16 protein-coding genes are annotated in these 13,954 nt (G+C 70.8%); 9 read left to right on the forward strand and 7 right to left on the reverse strand.

The window, feature by feature from the left end; translation table 11 throughout:
* Positions 1-45: 45 nt before the first annotated feature.
* Positions 46-1,110, forward strand: a complete 1,065-nt coding sequence (locus tag L3i22_RS06675; RefSeq protein WP_221326109.1) for an acyltransferase — start codon at positions 46-48, stop codon at positions 1,108-1,110.
* On the opposite strand, the gene L3i22_RS06680 is transcribed toward L3i22_RS06675, so the two are convergent.
* Positions 1,051-1,818, reverse strand: coding sequence for a DUF4097 family beta strand repeat-containing protein (locus tag L3i22_RS06680; protein ID WP_221326110.1), 768 nt, complete (start codon positions 1,816-1,818; stop codon positions 1,051-1,053). The two genes, L3i22_RS06675 and L3i22_RS06680, sit on opposite strands and share 60 nt — an antisense overlap.
* A gap of 108 nt (positions 1,819-1,926) precedes the next feature.
* On the opposite strand from L3i22_RS06680, the gene recO reads away from it, so the two are divergent.
* From recO to L3i22_RS06695, 3 genes are read left to right on the forward strand one after another with little or no spacing between them, the layout of a single operon-like run.
* Complete coding sequence (gene recO / locus L3i22_RS06685; RefSeq protein ID WP_221326111.1) at positions 1,927-2,703, forward strand: DNA repair protein RecO; 777 nt, start codon at positions 1,927-1,929, stop codon at positions 2,701-2,703.
* A complete protein-coding gene (locus tag L3i22_RS06690) occupies positions 2,700-3,482 on the forward strand; it encodes an isoprenyl transferase (protein ID WP_221326112.1) in 783 nt (260 codons plus the stop codon). The genes recO and L3i22_RS06690 overlap by 4 nt, the downstream gene beginning before the upstream one ends.
* Positions 3,482-4,003, forward strand: a complete 522-nt coding sequence (locus tag L3i22_RS06695; RefSeq protein WP_221329818.1) for a histidine phosphatase family protein — start codon at positions 3,482-3,484, stop codon at positions 4,001-4,003. Before L3i22_RS06690 ends, L3i22_RS06695 begins: the two co-directional genes overlap by 1 nt.
* Before the next feature lie 41 nt (positions 4,004-4,044).
* On the opposite strand, the gene L3i22_RS06700 is transcribed toward L3i22_RS06695, so the two are convergent.
* Together L3i22_RS06700 and L3i22_RS06705 are read right to left on the reverse strand one after the other, a co-directional pair.
* On the reverse strand, positions 4,045-4,719 hold the full coding sequence (locus L3i22_RS06700) for an HAD family hydrolase (protein ID WP_255658001.1): 675 nt from the start codon (positions 4,717-4,719) through the stop codon (positions 4,045-4,047).
* Entirely contained in the window at positions 4,716-5,012 is a 297-nt protein-coding gene (locus L3i22_RS06705; RefSeq protein ID WP_221326113.1) for an MTH1187 family thiamine-binding protein, read from the reverse strand. Before L3i22_RS06705 ends, L3i22_RS06700 begins: the two co-directional genes overlap by 4 nt.
* Before the next feature lie 150 nt (positions 5,013-5,162).
* On the opposite strand from L3i22_RS06705, the gene L3i22_RS06710 reads away from it, so the two are divergent.
* From L3i22_RS06710 to L3i22_RS06730, 5 genes are all read left to right on the forward strand, one after another.
* Positions 5,163-6,029 carry an aldo/keto reductase gene (locus L3i22_RS06710; protein WP_255658655.1) on the forward strand — a complete coding sequence of 289 codons (867 nt, stop codon included), beginning with the start codon at positions 5,163-5,165 and terminating at the stop codon, positions 6,027-6,029.
* 103 nt (positions 6,030-6,132) lie between these two features.
* Positions 6,133-6,354 carry a type II toxin-antitoxin system VapB family antitoxin gene (locus L3i22_RS06715; RefSeq protein ID WP_221326114.1) on the forward strand — a complete coding sequence of 74 codons (222 nt, stop codon included), beginning with the start codon at positions 6,133-6,135 and terminating at the stop codon, positions 6,352-6,354.
* Entirely contained in the window at positions 6,351-6,773 is a 423-nt protein-coding gene (locus L3i22_RS06720) for a PIN domain nuclease (RefSeq protein ID WP_221326115.1), read from the forward strand. The genes L3i22_RS06715 and L3i22_RS06720 overlap by 4 nt, the downstream gene beginning before the upstream one ends.
* A gap of 166 nt (positions 6,774-6,939) precedes the next feature.
* Positions 6,940-7,857 carry a methylenetetrahydrofolate reductase gene (locus tag L3i22_RS06725; RefSeq protein ID WP_221326116.1) on the forward strand — a complete coding sequence of 306 codons (918 nt, stop codon included), beginning with the start codon at positions 6,940-6,942 and terminating at the stop codon, positions 7,855-7,857.
* 8 nt (positions 7,858-7,865) lie between these two features.
* Complete coding sequence (locus L3i22_RS06730) at positions 7,866-8,240, forward strand: PH domain-containing protein (protein WP_221326117.1); 375 nt, start codon at positions 7,866-7,868, stop codon at positions 8,238-8,240.
* Positions 8,241-9,007: 767 nt separating this feature from the next.
* Here L3i22_RS06730 and L3i22_RS53350 read toward each other — a convergent pair.
* The 4 genes from L3i22_RS53350 to L3i22_RS06750 form a co-directional block, all read right to left on the reverse strand.
* Complete coding sequence (locus tag L3i22_RS53350; RefSeq protein WP_255658002.1) at positions 9,008-9,937, reverse strand: hypothetical protein; 930 nt, start codon at positions 9,935-9,937, stop codon at positions 9,008-9,010.
* On the reverse strand, positions 9,934-11,646 hold the full coding sequence (locus L3i22_RS06740) for a PHP domain-containing protein (protein ID WP_221326118.1): 1,713 nt from the start codon (positions 11,644-11,646) through the stop codon (positions 9,934-9,936). Before L3i22_RS06740 ends, L3i22_RS53350 begins: the two co-directional genes overlap by 4 nt.
* A 68-nt stretch (positions 11,647-11,714) precedes the next feature.
* Entirely contained in the window at positions 11,715-12,506 is a 792-nt protein-coding gene (locus L3i22_RS06745) for an energy-coupling factor transporter transmembrane protein EcfT (RefSeq protein WP_221326119.1), read from the reverse strand.
* Positions 12,503-13,954 carry an ABC transporter ATP-binding protein gene (locus tag L3i22_RS06750; RefSeq protein ID WP_221326120.1) on the reverse strand — a complete coding sequence of 484 codons (1,452 nt, stop codon included), beginning with the start codon at positions 13,952-13,954 and terminating at the stop codon, positions 12,503-12,505. Before L3i22_RS06750 ends, L3i22_RS06745 begins: the two co-directional genes overlap by 4 nt.

Below are 13,954 nucleotides of genomic sequence, written 5' to 3' on the forward strand. Positions count from 1 at the left end.
CCGGAATTTGCGCTTTTGGGCCGAAAGCGGGTAACACCGTTGGCCATGCGCAACCGGTATCTGGACCTGCTCCGCGCGATCGCGACCGTCCGGGTGGTGGTCTATCACCTCACCGGCTGGACCGCGCTGACCATCGTCTTCCCGGCGATGTCGGTGATGTTCGCGCTGGCCGGCTCGTTGATGGCGGCGTCGCTGGACCGGTCCGGGGCGTGGGCGGTGGAACGGCGGTTACGCCGTCTGCTGCCCTCGCTCTGGGTGCTCGCCCTGTTGATCGCGGTGCCGGCGATGCTCCTCGCCGGTACCCCGTTCGACGTACATCTGCTGCTCTGGGGTTTTCCCCTGGTCGACCCGGAGGCCACCGGGATCTGGCCGGAGCTGCTGAACCACGCGTGGTACCTGCGGGACTTCCTGTGGTTCGTGCTGCTCTCGCCGGTGCTGCTGCCGCTCTTCCGGCGGGCGCCGCTGGTCGCGGTGCTCCTGCCGTACGCCGCCCTGCTGTTCTTCGAGATCACCGGCGTCAAGACCGTGAACGTCGTGCACGACCTCGCCCTGTACGGCGGGGCCTGGATGCTGGGCTTCGCGCACCACGACGGTCACCTGACCCGGGTCCCGCGCAAGTGGATGTTCATCATCGCGGCCGCGCTGGCCCTGCCCGCGGCCGCCTGGGTGCTGACCCACCCGGGGCCGCGCGGTTACGACCTCAACGACATCCCGCTCGGCAACGCGCTCTGGTCGGCCGCGTTCGTGCTGGTCGCGCTCAGCTGCTCGCCGATGGTCCGGGAGCACCGGGTGCTGACCGTGCTGAACTCGCGGGCGCTGAGCATCTACCTCTGGCACATCCCGGTGCTGGTCCTGGTGACCAGGTTCGGGGAGCGCCACGGGCTGCCGATCGCCGGACCGCTCGGTTACGGCTGGCGGCTGGTCGCGGTGACCGTGCTGCTCGCCGCGGTGCTGGCGCTGGTCGGCTGGGTGGAGGACGTGGCCGCCGGGCGGCGCCCGGCACTGCTTCCGGGCCGCCGGATCCCGGTGCCGGTCTCCCCGGCGCCGGTCCTACAGGGTGTCGACGGAGAGGTCGCCGCTGCGCGCCCGGAGATCCAGCACGTTCGGTGATTTGGGGTCGTCGGTGATGCCGTTGATGGTCGTGTCGCCGCTGCTGGTGCGCTGCTTGACCTGGTAACTGCCGGTGGGGACCAGCAGGTGGACGTCGCCGCTGGTCACGTCGGCGGTCACCGAGGCCGGCTTGGACAGCTCCAGGTCGAGGTTGCCGGAGGTGAGTCGGGCGTCGACCGGGCCGGAGATCTCGCGGGCCTGCAGGTCGCCGGAGGTGGCCTGCAGGGTCAGGCCGGGCACCCGGGAGATCGTCACGTTGCCCGAGGTGGCCTTGACCTTCACCGGGGCGGAGGCCCCGTCGATCATGAGGTCGCCGGAGGTCATGGTCAGATCGACGGCGCCCACGTCGGTCAGGTTCACGTCGCCGGAGTGGATGTCGCCGTTGATCTTCACCCCGGTGGGCGCCTGCACCTCCCACGAGATGTGGCAGTTGAAGCCGCACTCGGTCGGCAGGGTCAGGGTGGCCCCGGAGATCTGGTAGACCGGGCCGGACCCGGTGCCGCCGCGAACGATCCGCTTGATCCGGGTCTCGGTGACGTTGCCGGTGGTGATCGTCACGTCGCCACCGCCCTCGCCGGTCAGCACGATGTCCGTGACCTTCGCCTTCTCGGTGTCGTCGAAGGTCATCTTGGCGCCCACCGCGCCGTCGCAGCCGGCCAGGGCGGCGACCGTGGCGGCGGCGAGGACGAGGGCAACAGTACGGCTCATGGAGTAGACGCTATTTCCGGGCGAGTACTGAGCACCATCAGTCCCGTCCCGGAGTCGACCCTGAGATCCGGGTCAGGGTTTGTCGTAGGCACCGGGCAGAATGGCGGGGTGCCCGCTGGATACCGCCGCCATCTGTACCGCGACGACGCGGTCGTGCTGCGCGCCCAGAAACTGGGCGAGAGCGACCGGATCGTCACCCTCCTGACCCGCCGGCACGGGCGGCTGCGCGCCGTCGCCCGCGGCGTGCGCCGCACCACCTCGCGCTTCGGCGCCCGCCTCGAGCCGTTCGGGCACATCGACCTGCAGCTGGCCGCGTCGCCCGAGGGCGTGGGCAGCTCGCTGCAGTCGGTCAGCCAGGTCGAGGCGCTCTCGCTGTTCGGCAAGAGCTTCCTGACCGACTATCCGCGATACACCGCGGCCAGCGCGATCTGCGAGACCGCCGAGCGGCTCACCCCGGTCGAGCTGGAGCCCGCGCTGCGGCTGTTCCAGCTCACCCTGGGCGCGTTCAAGGCGCTCGCGGCCGGCGAGCACGCCGGCAGCCTGGTGCTGGACGCGTACCTGCTGCGCGCGATGAACTTCGCCGGCTGGGCGCCCGCGCTCACCGAGTGCGCCGTCTGCGGCGACCCGGGCCGGCACGCGGCGTTCGCCGTCCCGGCCGGCGGTGCGGTCTGCCCCGACTGCCGGCCGCCCGGCGCCGCCCACCCCAGCCCGGACACGCTCGGCCTGATGGCCGCGCTGACCTCGGGCGACTGGCCGGTCGCCGACGCGTCCGCGCCCTCGGTGCGCCGGGAGTGCAGCGGTCTGGTCGCCGCCCACCTGCAATGGCATATGGAGCGCTCGTTACGCTCGCTGCCGCTTGTCGATCGACGGGAGTTGAAACCGTGAGCCCGCGTCCGCCCACTCCGCACATCTCCGGCGTCCTGCCCCCCGCCCTGCCGGCCGCCGCGCTGCCCCGCCACGTGGCGATGGTGATGGACGGCAACGGCCGCTGGGCCAAGGAACGCGGGCTGTCCCGCACCAAGGGCCACGAGCAGGGGGAGCACTCGCTCTTCGACGCCATCGAGGGCGCCATCGAGCTGGGCATCCCCTACCTCTCGGCGTACGCGTTCTCCACCGAGAACTGGAAGCGCTCGCCCGAGGAGGTGCGCTTCCTGATGGGCTTCAACCGGGACGTCATCCGCCGCCGCCGCAACCAGCTGGTCGATCTCGGCGTGCGGGTGGTCTGGTCCGGCCGGTCCGGCCGGCTGTGGAAGAGCGTGATCTCCGAGCTGCAGACCGCCGAGGAGATGAGCAAGCACAACAAGACGCTCACCCTGCAGTTCTGCGTGAACTACGGCGGCCAGGCGGAGATCGCCGACGCCACCGCGGCGATCGCCCGGGACGTCGCGGCCGGCAAGCTCAAGCCCGACAAGATCAACGAGAAGACCATCCAGAAGTACCTCTACCACCCCGAGGTGCCGGAGGTGGATCTCTTCCTGCGGCCCTCCGGCGAGCAGCGGACGTCGAACTTCCTGCTCTGGCAGTCGGCCTACGCCGAGATGGTCTACCTGGACACGCTCTGGCCCGACTTCGACCGCCGCCACCTGTGGTACGCGTGCGAGCTCTACGCCCAGCGCGACCGCCGCTTCGGCGGCGCGCTGCCGAACCCGGTGAGCCCGTCGTGATGGACGAGGTCCGGCACCTCTGGATCGCGCGGCACGCGTTCGCCAACGAGGACGAGACCGGACTGACCGGGGACGGCGAGCAGCAGGCCGCCCTCCTCGGGGAGCGGCTCGCCGAGGTGCCGCTCTCCGCGGTCTTCCACGGCCCGCTGCCCCGGGCGGCGCTGACCGCCTCGCTCGTCGCCAAGCACCTGCCGGACGTGCCCGTCGAGGCCGCCGACGAGCTCGACGACAACCTGCCGACCCCGGCGAACTCGGCCGCGATGATCGCGCGGTTCACCGGGCCGGCCGCGGTGGAGACGCACGAGCTGGTGATCACGCACGCGTTCCAGGTGGCGTGGCTGGTGCGGGACGCGCTGGAGGCGCCGGAGGAGCGGTGGCGGGGGCTCAACTCGTGCAATGCCGGGCTGACCCTGATCCGGTATTTCCCCGGGCACAAACCACGGCTGATCATGTTCAACGACGTGAGCCACCTGCCGGCCGCCCTGCAGTGGACCGGATTTCCGCCTGAGCTTCGTCCGTAGGTCCTGTCACGCGGGCTGCGGCGTGGCCCACCCGACAGGACCTAGCCGGTCAGGGCTTTCACGGCGGCTTCCAGGTCGCTGAGGTCGGGCAGGACCACGTGGGCGCCGGCGGCGGCCAGGTCGGCCGCCGGGGTCGCGCCGGTGGCCACCGCGATCGCGACCGCGTCGTTGGCCAGCGCCGCCGTCACGTCGTTCACCGTGTCGCCGATGACGACCGGGCGGAACGGCTCGCCGTACTTCGCCCGGGCCCGCTCCAGGCTGCGGCGGACCAGGGCCGCGCGCACGCTGTCGTCGGTCCCGTAGCCGCCGATCTCGGCGTCGAACGCGCCGTCCAGACCGAACGCGGTGATCTTCATGGCGGCGACCTGCGGGACGTTGCCGGTGACCAGGGTCTGCACGATGTCCGGGCGGTCACCCAGGTGCGCCAGGATCTCGCGGACCCCGGGCATCAGCGCGCCCTGCTCGGCGAACTCGTGCCGGACCGTGTCGACGATCTCCACGTACCGGGCGAAGAAGGTCTCCGGCGTGCAGTCGGTGACCCCGTGCGCGGCGAAGACCCCGCCGCAGATGTCCAGGTCGGTGCGGCCCCCGAAGATCGGCGTGTCCCGCCAGGCGACCCCGGTGACCTCGGTGAACGCCGTCCGCCAGGCCCGGGCCGCGACCCCGCCGCCGCGCAGCAGGGTGTAGTCGATGTCCCACATGACCAGCCGTCTCATGACTGGTTCAGCACCCGCTCGATGTGCTCGACCTTGGCGGTCAGGGCGCCGGTGACGCCGGGCCGGACATCCGCCTTCAGCGAGAGGCTGACCCGCGGGGCGACCGCGGCGACCGCGTCGACGGCCTGCTTGACGACGGCCATCACCTCGTCCCACTCACCCTCGATCGTGGTGAACATGGCATCGGTGCGGTTCGGCAGACCGGAGGCGCGGACGACCCGGACGGCCTCGGCGACGGCATCGCCGACCGAATCCCCGGACCCGATCGGCGTGACAGAGAAGGCAACCAGCATGGGTTGATTTTCGCAGGCCGGAGTCGGAGCTTTTCGGTGTCTACAAATTAGCAGTGAAGCGGGCAAATCGGTATCGGGTGCACGGGGGAGGGCGGCGGAGCGGAATTCGCCTACGGTCGCCGGGTGGATGCTGCGGTGGCGGGGACGTGGATGCTCGGGGATCGGACGATCAACCGGATGGGGTTCGGGTCGATGCGGATCACCGCCGATCCGGATCCCCGGGTGGCGGTCCGGGTGCTGCGCCGGGCGGTCGAGCTCGGGGTGGATCACTTCGATACGGCGGCGTTCTACTGCTCGCCGGGCGGGATCGTGGATGTCGGGCCGGGGCCGGTGCGGCATGCGACGGCGTTGATCCGGGAGGCGCTCCGGCCGTACCCCAATCGGGTTTTCGTCGCGACGAAGGTGGGGCCGCGGCGCCTGCCGGATGGGGGATGGGCCGCGGCGGACACGCCGGAGTTGCTGCGGGAGGCGGTGGAGGAGAACCTCCGCCGGCTCGGCGTCGACACGTTGGACCTGGTCAATCTGCGCCTGACCGGTCCGGTCGGGGGCGGTTCGTTCGCCGAGCGCTTCGGGGCGCTGGCCGGGATGCGGCAGGAGGGGCTGATCCGGCATCTCGGGCTTTCCAACGTCTCGGTGGCTCATCTGGACGAGGCCGTGGGGATCGCGCCGGTGGTGTGTGTGCAGAACGCCTATGCGGTGGACGTTCGCCGGGACGATGACCTGCTGCGGATCTGTGGGGAGCGGGGGATCGCGTTCGTGCCGTTCTTCGCGATCGCCGGGCCGGGGCGGGAGACGGGTCCGTCGCGTGCGGTGGGCGGGGCGGGGCTGCGGCGGGTGGCTGCCCGGTATGGGGTGAATGAGCATCAGGTTCGGCTGGCCTGGACGTTGCATCGGGGGCCGCACGTGCTGGCCATTCCGGGTACCGGGGATCTTGGGCATCTGGAGCAGAACGTCGCGGCGGGTTCGCTGCGCCTCACTGATGAGGATCTGGCCGACATCGATCATCCTTCCGTGTGATCACGTTTGAGTTGATCAATGCGCGCGACTAGTCTAGTCGTAGAGCAACCCCGAGCCGGTCGGGTTGCCTATCCTGAGGGGAGGTGCGGCAATGGGAGTGGCCATGGCAGTGAACATCGAAACCGTTCAACTTGATCTCGACGACGAGATCGTGATCGAGGCAGCCAAGATCCTCGGCACCAAGAATGCCGCCGACACCGTCAACGCTGCCTTGCGCGAGGTCGTCGCCATGCATCGGCGGATCGAGGCCTTCGACCGTCTGGCGAAGATGGGCGCCGAAGGTGACTTCGACGTGCTCCTGGACAAGGAGAACTATCGCCGGTGAGCGCACGCTACCTGGTCGACACCAGCGCATTCACGCGCTTGTCCCGGATTCCTGAGCTGTTCGAGAAATGGCGGACTCCTGCTGAGGGCGGCAACCTCACGGTGTGTCCGCTTACCGAGCTGGAAATTTTCTACAGCGCTAGATCCCCGGTTCACCGCGGCAAACTCGAGGCCGAACTGAAGCGCAGCTACAACTGGACCTTCATCCCGGACCGGGTTTACCGCCGTGCGGCCGAGGTGCAGAAAGTGCTCACTGATCGTGGCGCTCATCGTTCGGCCGGCCCTGTCGACCTGTTGGTCGCGGCGGTCGCCGAGGAGCAGGGGATGACACTTCTGCATTACGACGGAGACTTCGAGCAGGTGACCGAGGTGACCGGGCAGCCGACTCTCTGGCTTGCGAAGCCGGGGTCGATTGACTGAGTGGGGCGGACGGGCGCGGTCTTACGGCGTACGGGAAAAGGCTTTGTCTTGTGGCCGAAGGCCGTGTCGTCCGGTTTTGATCGGGGCTTCCGATGCGGGTGCTCGCCTGGCGGGAACGGTGGGTTGTGCTGCGGGTCACGGCGGGGGTGGTTTCTAGGGTGGGGGCATGACTCGTCCTCGACTGCCGGAACTGCTGGCCGAAGCGCGCAGTGGTGTGCTGCTGTTCAGTGTCACGCCGCCGAAGCGGAGCACCGCCGAGGAGCGGGTCAAGGAGATCGCCGAGGTCACGCTCGACCGGATCAGCGGGCTCGGCGTGGACGGGCTGGTTCTGTACGACATCGACGACGAGTCCGACCGGAATCCGGAGGAGCGGCCGTTCCCGTTCCTGGCCACGCTCGACCCGGCCCGGTACTACGAGACGCACCTGGGCGCCTGGAAGCAGCCGGTGATCATTTACCGCTGCGTCGGGAAGTATGCCGAGGACGACCTGCGGGACTGGATGACCCGCGCCGACCCGGACAACGTGCTGAGCGTCTTCGTCGGCGCCTCGTCCGGCGGCAAGGCGGTGCGCACCGGGATGCGCCGCGCCCAGGAACTGCGCGCCGAGGTCCGGCCCGAGTTGGCGCTCGGTGCGGTCGCGATCGGCGAGCGGCCGGACGAGTACCTGCGGATGCTGGCCAAACAGGAGCGTGGCGCGAGCTTCTTCGTGTCGCAGGTGGTCTACCACGTCAACGAGACCAAGAATTTGATCTCCGACTACTTCTACGAGTGCCGGGCTCGGGATGTGCAACCTCGGACATTGATCTTCACGTTGTCGCTCTGTGGGTCACTCAAGACGCTCGAATTCCTGCGGTGGCTCGGCGTGGATGTTCCGCGCTGGCTGGAGAACTCGCTGCGGCACACCGGGGATCCGCTCGCCGAGTCGTACAAGCACTGCCTCGACATCGCCCGTGACCTGCGGGACTTCTGCGAGCACCTGGGCGTTCCGTACGGGTTCAACATCGAGAGCGTGTCCATCCGCAAGGCCGAGATCGAGGCCACCACCCAACTCGCCGCCGACGTCGCGGCGCTGCTCGGACGATAGAATTCGCTGTGATCGACTTCAGTAACGGCTCCGTCTTCAAGCTCAATCCGTGCGACCCGGGCGAGTTGTATCCGCAGGTCGCACCGTTCCTCATCCAGGGCGAGCAGATCGTCTTCGCGTTCCGCTCGGTCCGCGACTTCGTGGTCTTCACGAACAAGCGCCTGATCGCCGCGAACGTCCAGGGCATCACCGGCTCGAAGACCGACTTCACGTCGCTGCCGTTCAACAAGGTCCAGGCATTTTCGGTCGAGACCGCGGGCAGCCTGGATCGGGACACCGAACTGGACCTCTGGTACAGCGGCCTTGGCAAGATCCGGCTGGAGTTCAAGCGGAACGTGGACATTCGGCAGATCAGCCAGATGATCGCTACCTACGTGCTCTGAGGGTTTCCCGGTTTTTCGGGAATCAAGATCAAATTCATTGTTTCCTAGGTTCGCTGGGGTACAGATCGTTGCTCCCGCGGGGACCCTTGCGGGCTTCGCAGGGCCGCGGGGCGCCCAGAACACAAGACCCGCAAGGGCGATGTCCGTGGGTGGGCGCGCTTACAAAGACCCTAAACCCGTGAATGCCGGCCCATCCGGTTATCCACACCAGAGGGTTGTCCACAGGCCGTCTACATGATCAAGGCCGGCTTCGATAGCGTGATTTCGAGGGCGGGGGAACCCCCGGTGGGCGGGCCCCTGCCTGCGACACGACGGGGCCCTGGCCTGCGAGGCGGCGAGCCCTGGGCGGCGCTGTTGGGCTGCGAGCCGCGGGTGCGGGGATGCGCGGTGCGCGGGGTGTACAACGTGCGCGGGGCGCTGGGTGCGAGGTGCGGTGCCGACGTGCGCGTGTGGGCAGCACGCGTGAGGTGCCAGGGCGCGTGAGGTGCGCAGAGGCGCGAGGTGCGCGGGGCGCGTGAGGTGCGGGGCGCGTGAGGTGCTTGAGGTTCGAGGCCCGGCCTGCGCGGGGAGCACAGGACGCGTGAGGTGCGGCGCGTGCGATGTGCGCGGCATGTGAGGCGCTGAGGTGCGCGGGCGTGCGGGTGCGTGACGTGCTGAGGTGCGCGGGGCGTGCGGGGTGCGGGCGTGCGGGGTGCCGGGGTGCCGAGGTGCGGAAGGGCGGAAGGGCGGGGCCGGCCCGGCCGGAAGGTGGCCGGGCCGGGGAGTGGTCAGTGGCCGGCGCAGCAGGGGGTTGGGTCGCGGTGTTCGAACGGGACCAGGAGGTCGCCGGCGGCCGGGGTGGTGACCAGGATGAGTTCGCCGGAGCGGAACTGGGGGCGGACGAAGTCGCCGGTGGCGACGATGGCCGTGGGGGCGGCTGGGCCGCTGCCGAGGATCTCGACCCGGGCGATGGAGCTGCGCTGCAGGATCTCGCTCACCGTGAGTGATCCGGTGAGGCGGGTGCTGCCCGGGAAGATGACCGCTCGGCCGGCCGGGCCGTTGGCCGCGGAGTCCGCTGCGGCCCGCAGCGACGGGTCGGTGTCGAACGACTCCGAGGTGAGCAGGCTGATCGCTACGTGCGGGTACGGGTTCTGGACCAGGTGGGTGCAGGCGAGCACCGGGGCCGGGTTCAGCTCGTGGATCCAGTGGTCGGCCTCGGCCAGGGTGGCGTGACCCAGGCTGACGCCGACGATGCGCGCGACCGCCCCGGGGGCGTAGACGACGCCTCCGGAAGCGACCACCGTGCCCGAAGCCACGACGCCCCGAGCAGACGATGCCGCGCTGGGCGAGGTGACGCCGGCGAGCGGGGAGACCGCCGCGACTGAGGCGACGCCGGCGACCGGGGAAGTCCCGGCGCGCGACGCGATGTCAGTGGCCGCGGCAATCCCGGTGAGCGAGGCGACTCCGGTAGCAGGAGCAGCCGCGCCCGGTGGCACCGCGCCGGGCGAGAGCGCGCTGGCCGGGGCCGCGCTGGCCGGGGCCGCGCTGGCCGAGGGCGCGCTGGCCGAGGGCGCGCTGGGTGGGAGCGCGCTGGCCGGTGCCGGGATGGCCGGGGCCGGGGTGGGTGAGGCTGGGATGGGTGAGGGCGTGCTGGGTGGGAGCGCGCGAGCGGGGGTGGTGCCGGCCGCCGAGGCGGCCGGCACGAGCCCGTGGGTCATCGGGGGAGGACCCAGATGGGGTTGGTGTAGAACCACAGGTCGCCCCACGGGTCGGCGTCGCCGATCACGTCGAGCTTCGGGCCGGTCGGGTCGACCGCGGCGCCGAGCAGGCCCGGCTGGGTGCGGTTGCCGTCGGTGCCGCGGACGCGGACGTAGAACGGCTTGTCGAGGCGGCCCAGGTCGAAGCTGAGCGAGACCGACCCGCTGGTCTGGGTGATCTCGAAGGACTTGACCACCCGGGTGTCCGGCGCGACGAAGTTGTCCTTGTTCGTGACCGGGCCGGTCACCGTGCCGACGATCACGTCGACGCGCTTGAGCTTGGGGATGAACGTCGCCCAGTTCGGCAGGTCCTGCAGGTCGATGTCGAGGGTCAGCTCGGTCGAGGTGCCCCGCTTGACCTGCAGCACGCCGCCGAGCGGGGTGCCGGTGTACGAACGCCGGTCGCCGGTCTGGCGCACCCGCGCGTCCAGTCCCTTGATCAGCCGGCCGTGGTCGACCCAGACGCGGCCGGCGCGCAGACCGTCCATGACCGACTTGTACGCGAACGACGACGCGCCCACGTTGGTCCGGCCGTAGAAGCCAGGCCAGAAGTCTCCGGCCGTGGTCAGCGGCTTGCCGCTGTACTCCGGGTCGTTGTACCTGCCGTTGGTGTTGAAGTCGCTGTTCGCCCCGTTCACCGACTGGTCGAGGTAGACCACGTGGGAGTCCGAGTTGACGGTGATCCACCAGGTCTTGCCCTCGGCGAGCAGGCTGTCCCAGAGGCCGCCGACGGTCGACGTCATCCAGTCGAAGCCACCCCAGGTGCGGTAGCTCTCCAGCGGGTAGCCCGGGAACGACGCGGCCGACGGGTTGTTGTCGTAGTAGCCACGGGCGCCGCCCCGGCCGTTCGGGGCGGGGATGCCGGCGGCCTGGTGGCCGGGCGCGCCCTCGAAGCCGATCGCGACGCTCGGGTCGGCGTCGCGCCAGTTGCGGATCTCGTGCGGGGAGTCGACGCCGCGCCGGGCCGGGTGGTTCGCCAGGAACAGCGCGCCGTCGACCTTGCGGTGCTTGACCTGCTCGCCGAGGAACTTGATGCCCTGGATGGCGAGGGCTTCGTTCTGCTCGGTGGTGTTGGTGGCCGGCTGCAGCGAGCCGTCGTAGGTGTTCTCGAACTGCTTGAGAACGTCGACCTCGTTCTTGCCCGGGTGAACGAAAACGGTCGCGTGCTCGGCGCCCGGAATGTTCCACTCGAGGCCCTGGAAGGTCAGCAGCCCCTTGAGCGCGGCACGCGTCTTCAGGATGTCCGGGTTGACCTTGTCCACGCCGATCTTGGCGTGCGCGACGCTGCCGTGGTCGGTGATGACCAGCCAGTCGAGGCCGTACGCGTGACCGTGCTTGGCCTGGTCGAGCACCCGGTACTGGGCGTCCGAGCTGTACTGGGTGTGGATGTGGTGGTCGCCGGCGAGCCACTTGAAGCCGCCCTTGGCGTCACCGCCACCGTGCTGGTCGTGGGTGTGCGGGAGGCCGGCGGCCGCCGCGGCGCCCGGCCGGGCGAAGACCGACGCGGCCGCCGCGCCCGCGCCGAGCAGGCCGGCACCGCGCAGGAAGGTGCGCCGGGAGTTGTCGGACGGCGAGAGCTCGCTGTCCGGGATGCTCAGGTCGAGGGCTTCGGGAACGTCGGTCCCGGCAGCCGCTTCGGAGGAGTGATCGTGATCGTGGCCATGACCCATGAGCGTCACGATCTCGGGGGCAAGCCAACGTCCACTGTCGATCCGATGACCGCGCGACGAACACGCGGTCAACCGATGATCGGCCGGAACAACCCGAGAACGATCGTAAAAATCAGGATCGACACCGATAGCAGAGCGGAAATACCCAGCAGGGCGAGATCGGCCCGGGCGAACCGCTGGACCCGCGCGTGGGTGCGCGGCAGGTCCGAGTCGAAGCCGCGCGCGTCCATCGCCACGGCCAGCCGCACGCCCCGCCGCAGTGCGCCGACCAGCAGGGCGAACGCGGTCGAGGCGAACACCATCGGGTTGCGGCCGGTGTCGATGCCGCGGGCCCGCCGGGCCAGCGTGATCATGCGCCACTCCGCGCCGAGCAGCGGCAGCAGCCGGAAGGCGGCGAGCGCGCCGACCGCGAACCGTTCCGGCGCGCGGGCGTTCTGCACCAGCGCGTCGGCCAGGTCGGTCGGGTCGGTGGTGGCGAACACCACGATGCCGGGCAGCGCGACCGCGAAGATCCGCAGGATCAGCCCGGCGGCCGAGGACAGCACGCCGGTGGTGACGTCCAGCGGCCCGACCGCGAACAGCAGGTCGCCACCGCGGTCGGCGGCGAACAGCAGCATGCTCACCAGCACCCCGAACGCCGCGATCAGAAGCGGCCACGCGCGCCGCACGAGCACCGCCGGGCGGATCCCGAAGAACGGCAGCGCGACCAGTTCGACGGCGAGCGCGACCGCCGGCGTGACCGGGTCCAGCGTCACCACCAGCGGCATCGTGAAGAGCAGCGCGGCGCCCAGCTTGGCGACCGGATTGCGCCGCGCCAACGGCGCGCCGGTCCCCGCGACCGGCTCGACGACGAGACTCACGGGCGCGATCCGCGGAGCGGTCCGTCGAGAGGCCGCGGTTCGGCGGCGGGTCCGCCGATGGTCAAGGTCCGATTGGCGAGGGTACGGACGAAGTCCTCGTCGTGCGTGACCGCGACGATCCCGTGCCCGTCGTCCCGCAGCTCCGCCATCAGGTCGACCAGCTCCCGCCAGGTCCGCCGGTCCTGTCCGAACGTCGGCTCGTCCAGCACCAGCAGCCGCGGGGCGGTGGCCAGCGCGGTGGCCACGCTCAGCCGGCGCGCCTCCCCGCCGGAGAGGGTGTACGGATTGGCCGCCGCCAGCCGCTCCAGCCGCAGTCGTTGCAGCAGCTCGTCCACGGTCCGCCGGATCTCCGCCGGGGACTTCCGGAGCCGGCGCGGGCCGAGCGCCAGCTCGTCGGCGACCCGCCCGGTGACGAACTGGTGTTCCGGGTTCTGGAAGACCGACCCGATCCGCCCGGTCAGCGTGGTGGCCCGCCACCGGTGCGGCGGCCGCCGGTCGCCGAACCCGGTGACCCGCCCGGCGCTCGGCGCGAGCAGCCCGCCGAGCAGCAGCGCGAGCGTGGACTTGCCGGCGCCGTTGGGGCCGGTCACCGCCAGGACCTCGCCGGCCCGGACGGCAAGGGTGGTGGCGGGTAGCCGCTCGTGGACGGCCGCGTGCTCCGTCCGTACCAAATCGGCAGTGGAATTGAGCTGGACCGAGGCGACGCGGGACGCCGCGGGGAAACCCGGCACCCAGACGCCCTCCGCGGCGAGCTCGTCGCCGTAGGCGGCGAAGATCGACTCGGGCGTGCCGTCGGCCCGCACGCCGCCGCCCGGATCGAGCACCACCACCCGGTCCACCAGCGGCACCGCCTCGGCGACGCGGTGCTCGACGATGATCAGCGTGGTCTCCGGGCCGACCGCCGCGGCGATCGCGTCGCGGATCAGCGCGGCGCCGGGCGGGTCCAGGTTGGCGGTCGGCTCGTCGAGCAGCAGCAGGCCCGGGCGCAGCGCGAGCACGCCGGCGAGCGCCAGGCGCTGCGCCTCGCCGCCGGAGAGCGCGGCGGTCGGGCGGTCGAGGGGATAGGGGAAGCCGACGCTCCGCAGCGCCTCGTCGACCCGGGGCCAGATCTCGGCCCGGGGCACGCCGCGGTTCTCCAGGCCGAACGCCACGTCGTCGCCGGCGCGGGCCATCACCAGCTGGGTCTGCGGATCCTGGAACAGGACGCCGACCCGGTCGCGGGCCTTGCGCGGTTCGAGCCCGTCGATCTCGATGGCGCCCGCGGCCTCGCCGGAGTCCTCCGGCAGCAGCCCGGCCAGCGCGGCGAGGAGGGTGCTCTTGCCTGCCCCCGAGGGGCCGAGCAGGAGCACCCGTTCACCGTGCCGGATCCGCAGGTCCAGGCCGCGAACCGCCCAGGCGCGACGGCCCGCGTGCCGCCACCCGAACCCGTGCAGCTCAACCTCGGACAT

This window comes from Actinoplanes sp. L3-i22 (genome assembly GCF_019704555.1).
Taxonomy (GTDB): domain Bacteria; phylum Actinomycetota; class Actinomycetes; order Mycobacteriales; family Micromonosporaceae; genus Actinoplanes.

Bases quoted from the DNA above. Each gene is read 5' to 3' on its own strand.
- L3i22_RS06675 (WP_221326109.1), top strand. From the start codon at position 46: ATGCGCAACCGGTATCTGGACCTGCTCCGCGCGATCGCGACCGTCCGG.
- L3i22_RS06680 (WP_221326110.1), bottom strand. From the start codon at position 1,818: ATGAGCCGTACTGTTGCCCTCGTCCTCGCCGCCGCCACGGTCGCCGCC.
- L3i22_RS06695 (WP_221329818.1), top strand. From the start codon at position 3,482: ATGGACGAGGTCCGGCACCTCTGGATCGCGCGGCACGCGTTCGCCAAC.
- L3i22_RS06700 (WP_255658001.1), bottom strand. From the start codon at position 4,719: ATGAGACGGCTGGTCATGTGGGACATCGACTACACCCTGCTGCGCGGC.
- L3i22_RS06705 (WP_221326113.1), bottom strand. From the start codon at position 5,012: ATGCTGGTTGCCTTCTCTGTCACGCCGATCGGGTCCGGGGATTCGGTC.
- L3i22_RS06710 (WP_255658655.1), top strand. From the start codon at position 5,163: ATGCTCGGGGATCGGACGATCAACCGGATGGGGTTCGGGTCGATGCGG.
- L3i22_RS06715 (WP_221326114.1), top strand. From the start codon at position 6,133: ATGGCAGTGAACATCGAAACCGTTCAACTTGATCTCGACGACGAGATC.
- L3i22_RS06725 (WP_221326116.1), top strand. From the start codon at position 6,940: ATGACTCGTCCTCGACTGCCGGAACTGCTGGCCGAAGCGCGCAGTGGT.
- L3i22_RS53350 (WP_255658002.1), bottom strand. From the start codon at position 9,937: ATGACCCACGGGCTCGTGCCGGCCGCCTCGGCGGCCGGCACCACCCCC.
- L3i22_RS06740 (WP_221326118.1), bottom strand. From the start codon at position 11,646: ATGGGTCATGGCCACGATCACGATCACTCCTCCGAAGCGGCTGCCGGG.
- L3i22_RS06750 (WP_221326120.1), bottom strand. From the start codon at position 13,954: ATGTCCGAGGTTGAGCTGCACGGGTTCGGGTGGCGGCACGCGGGCCGT.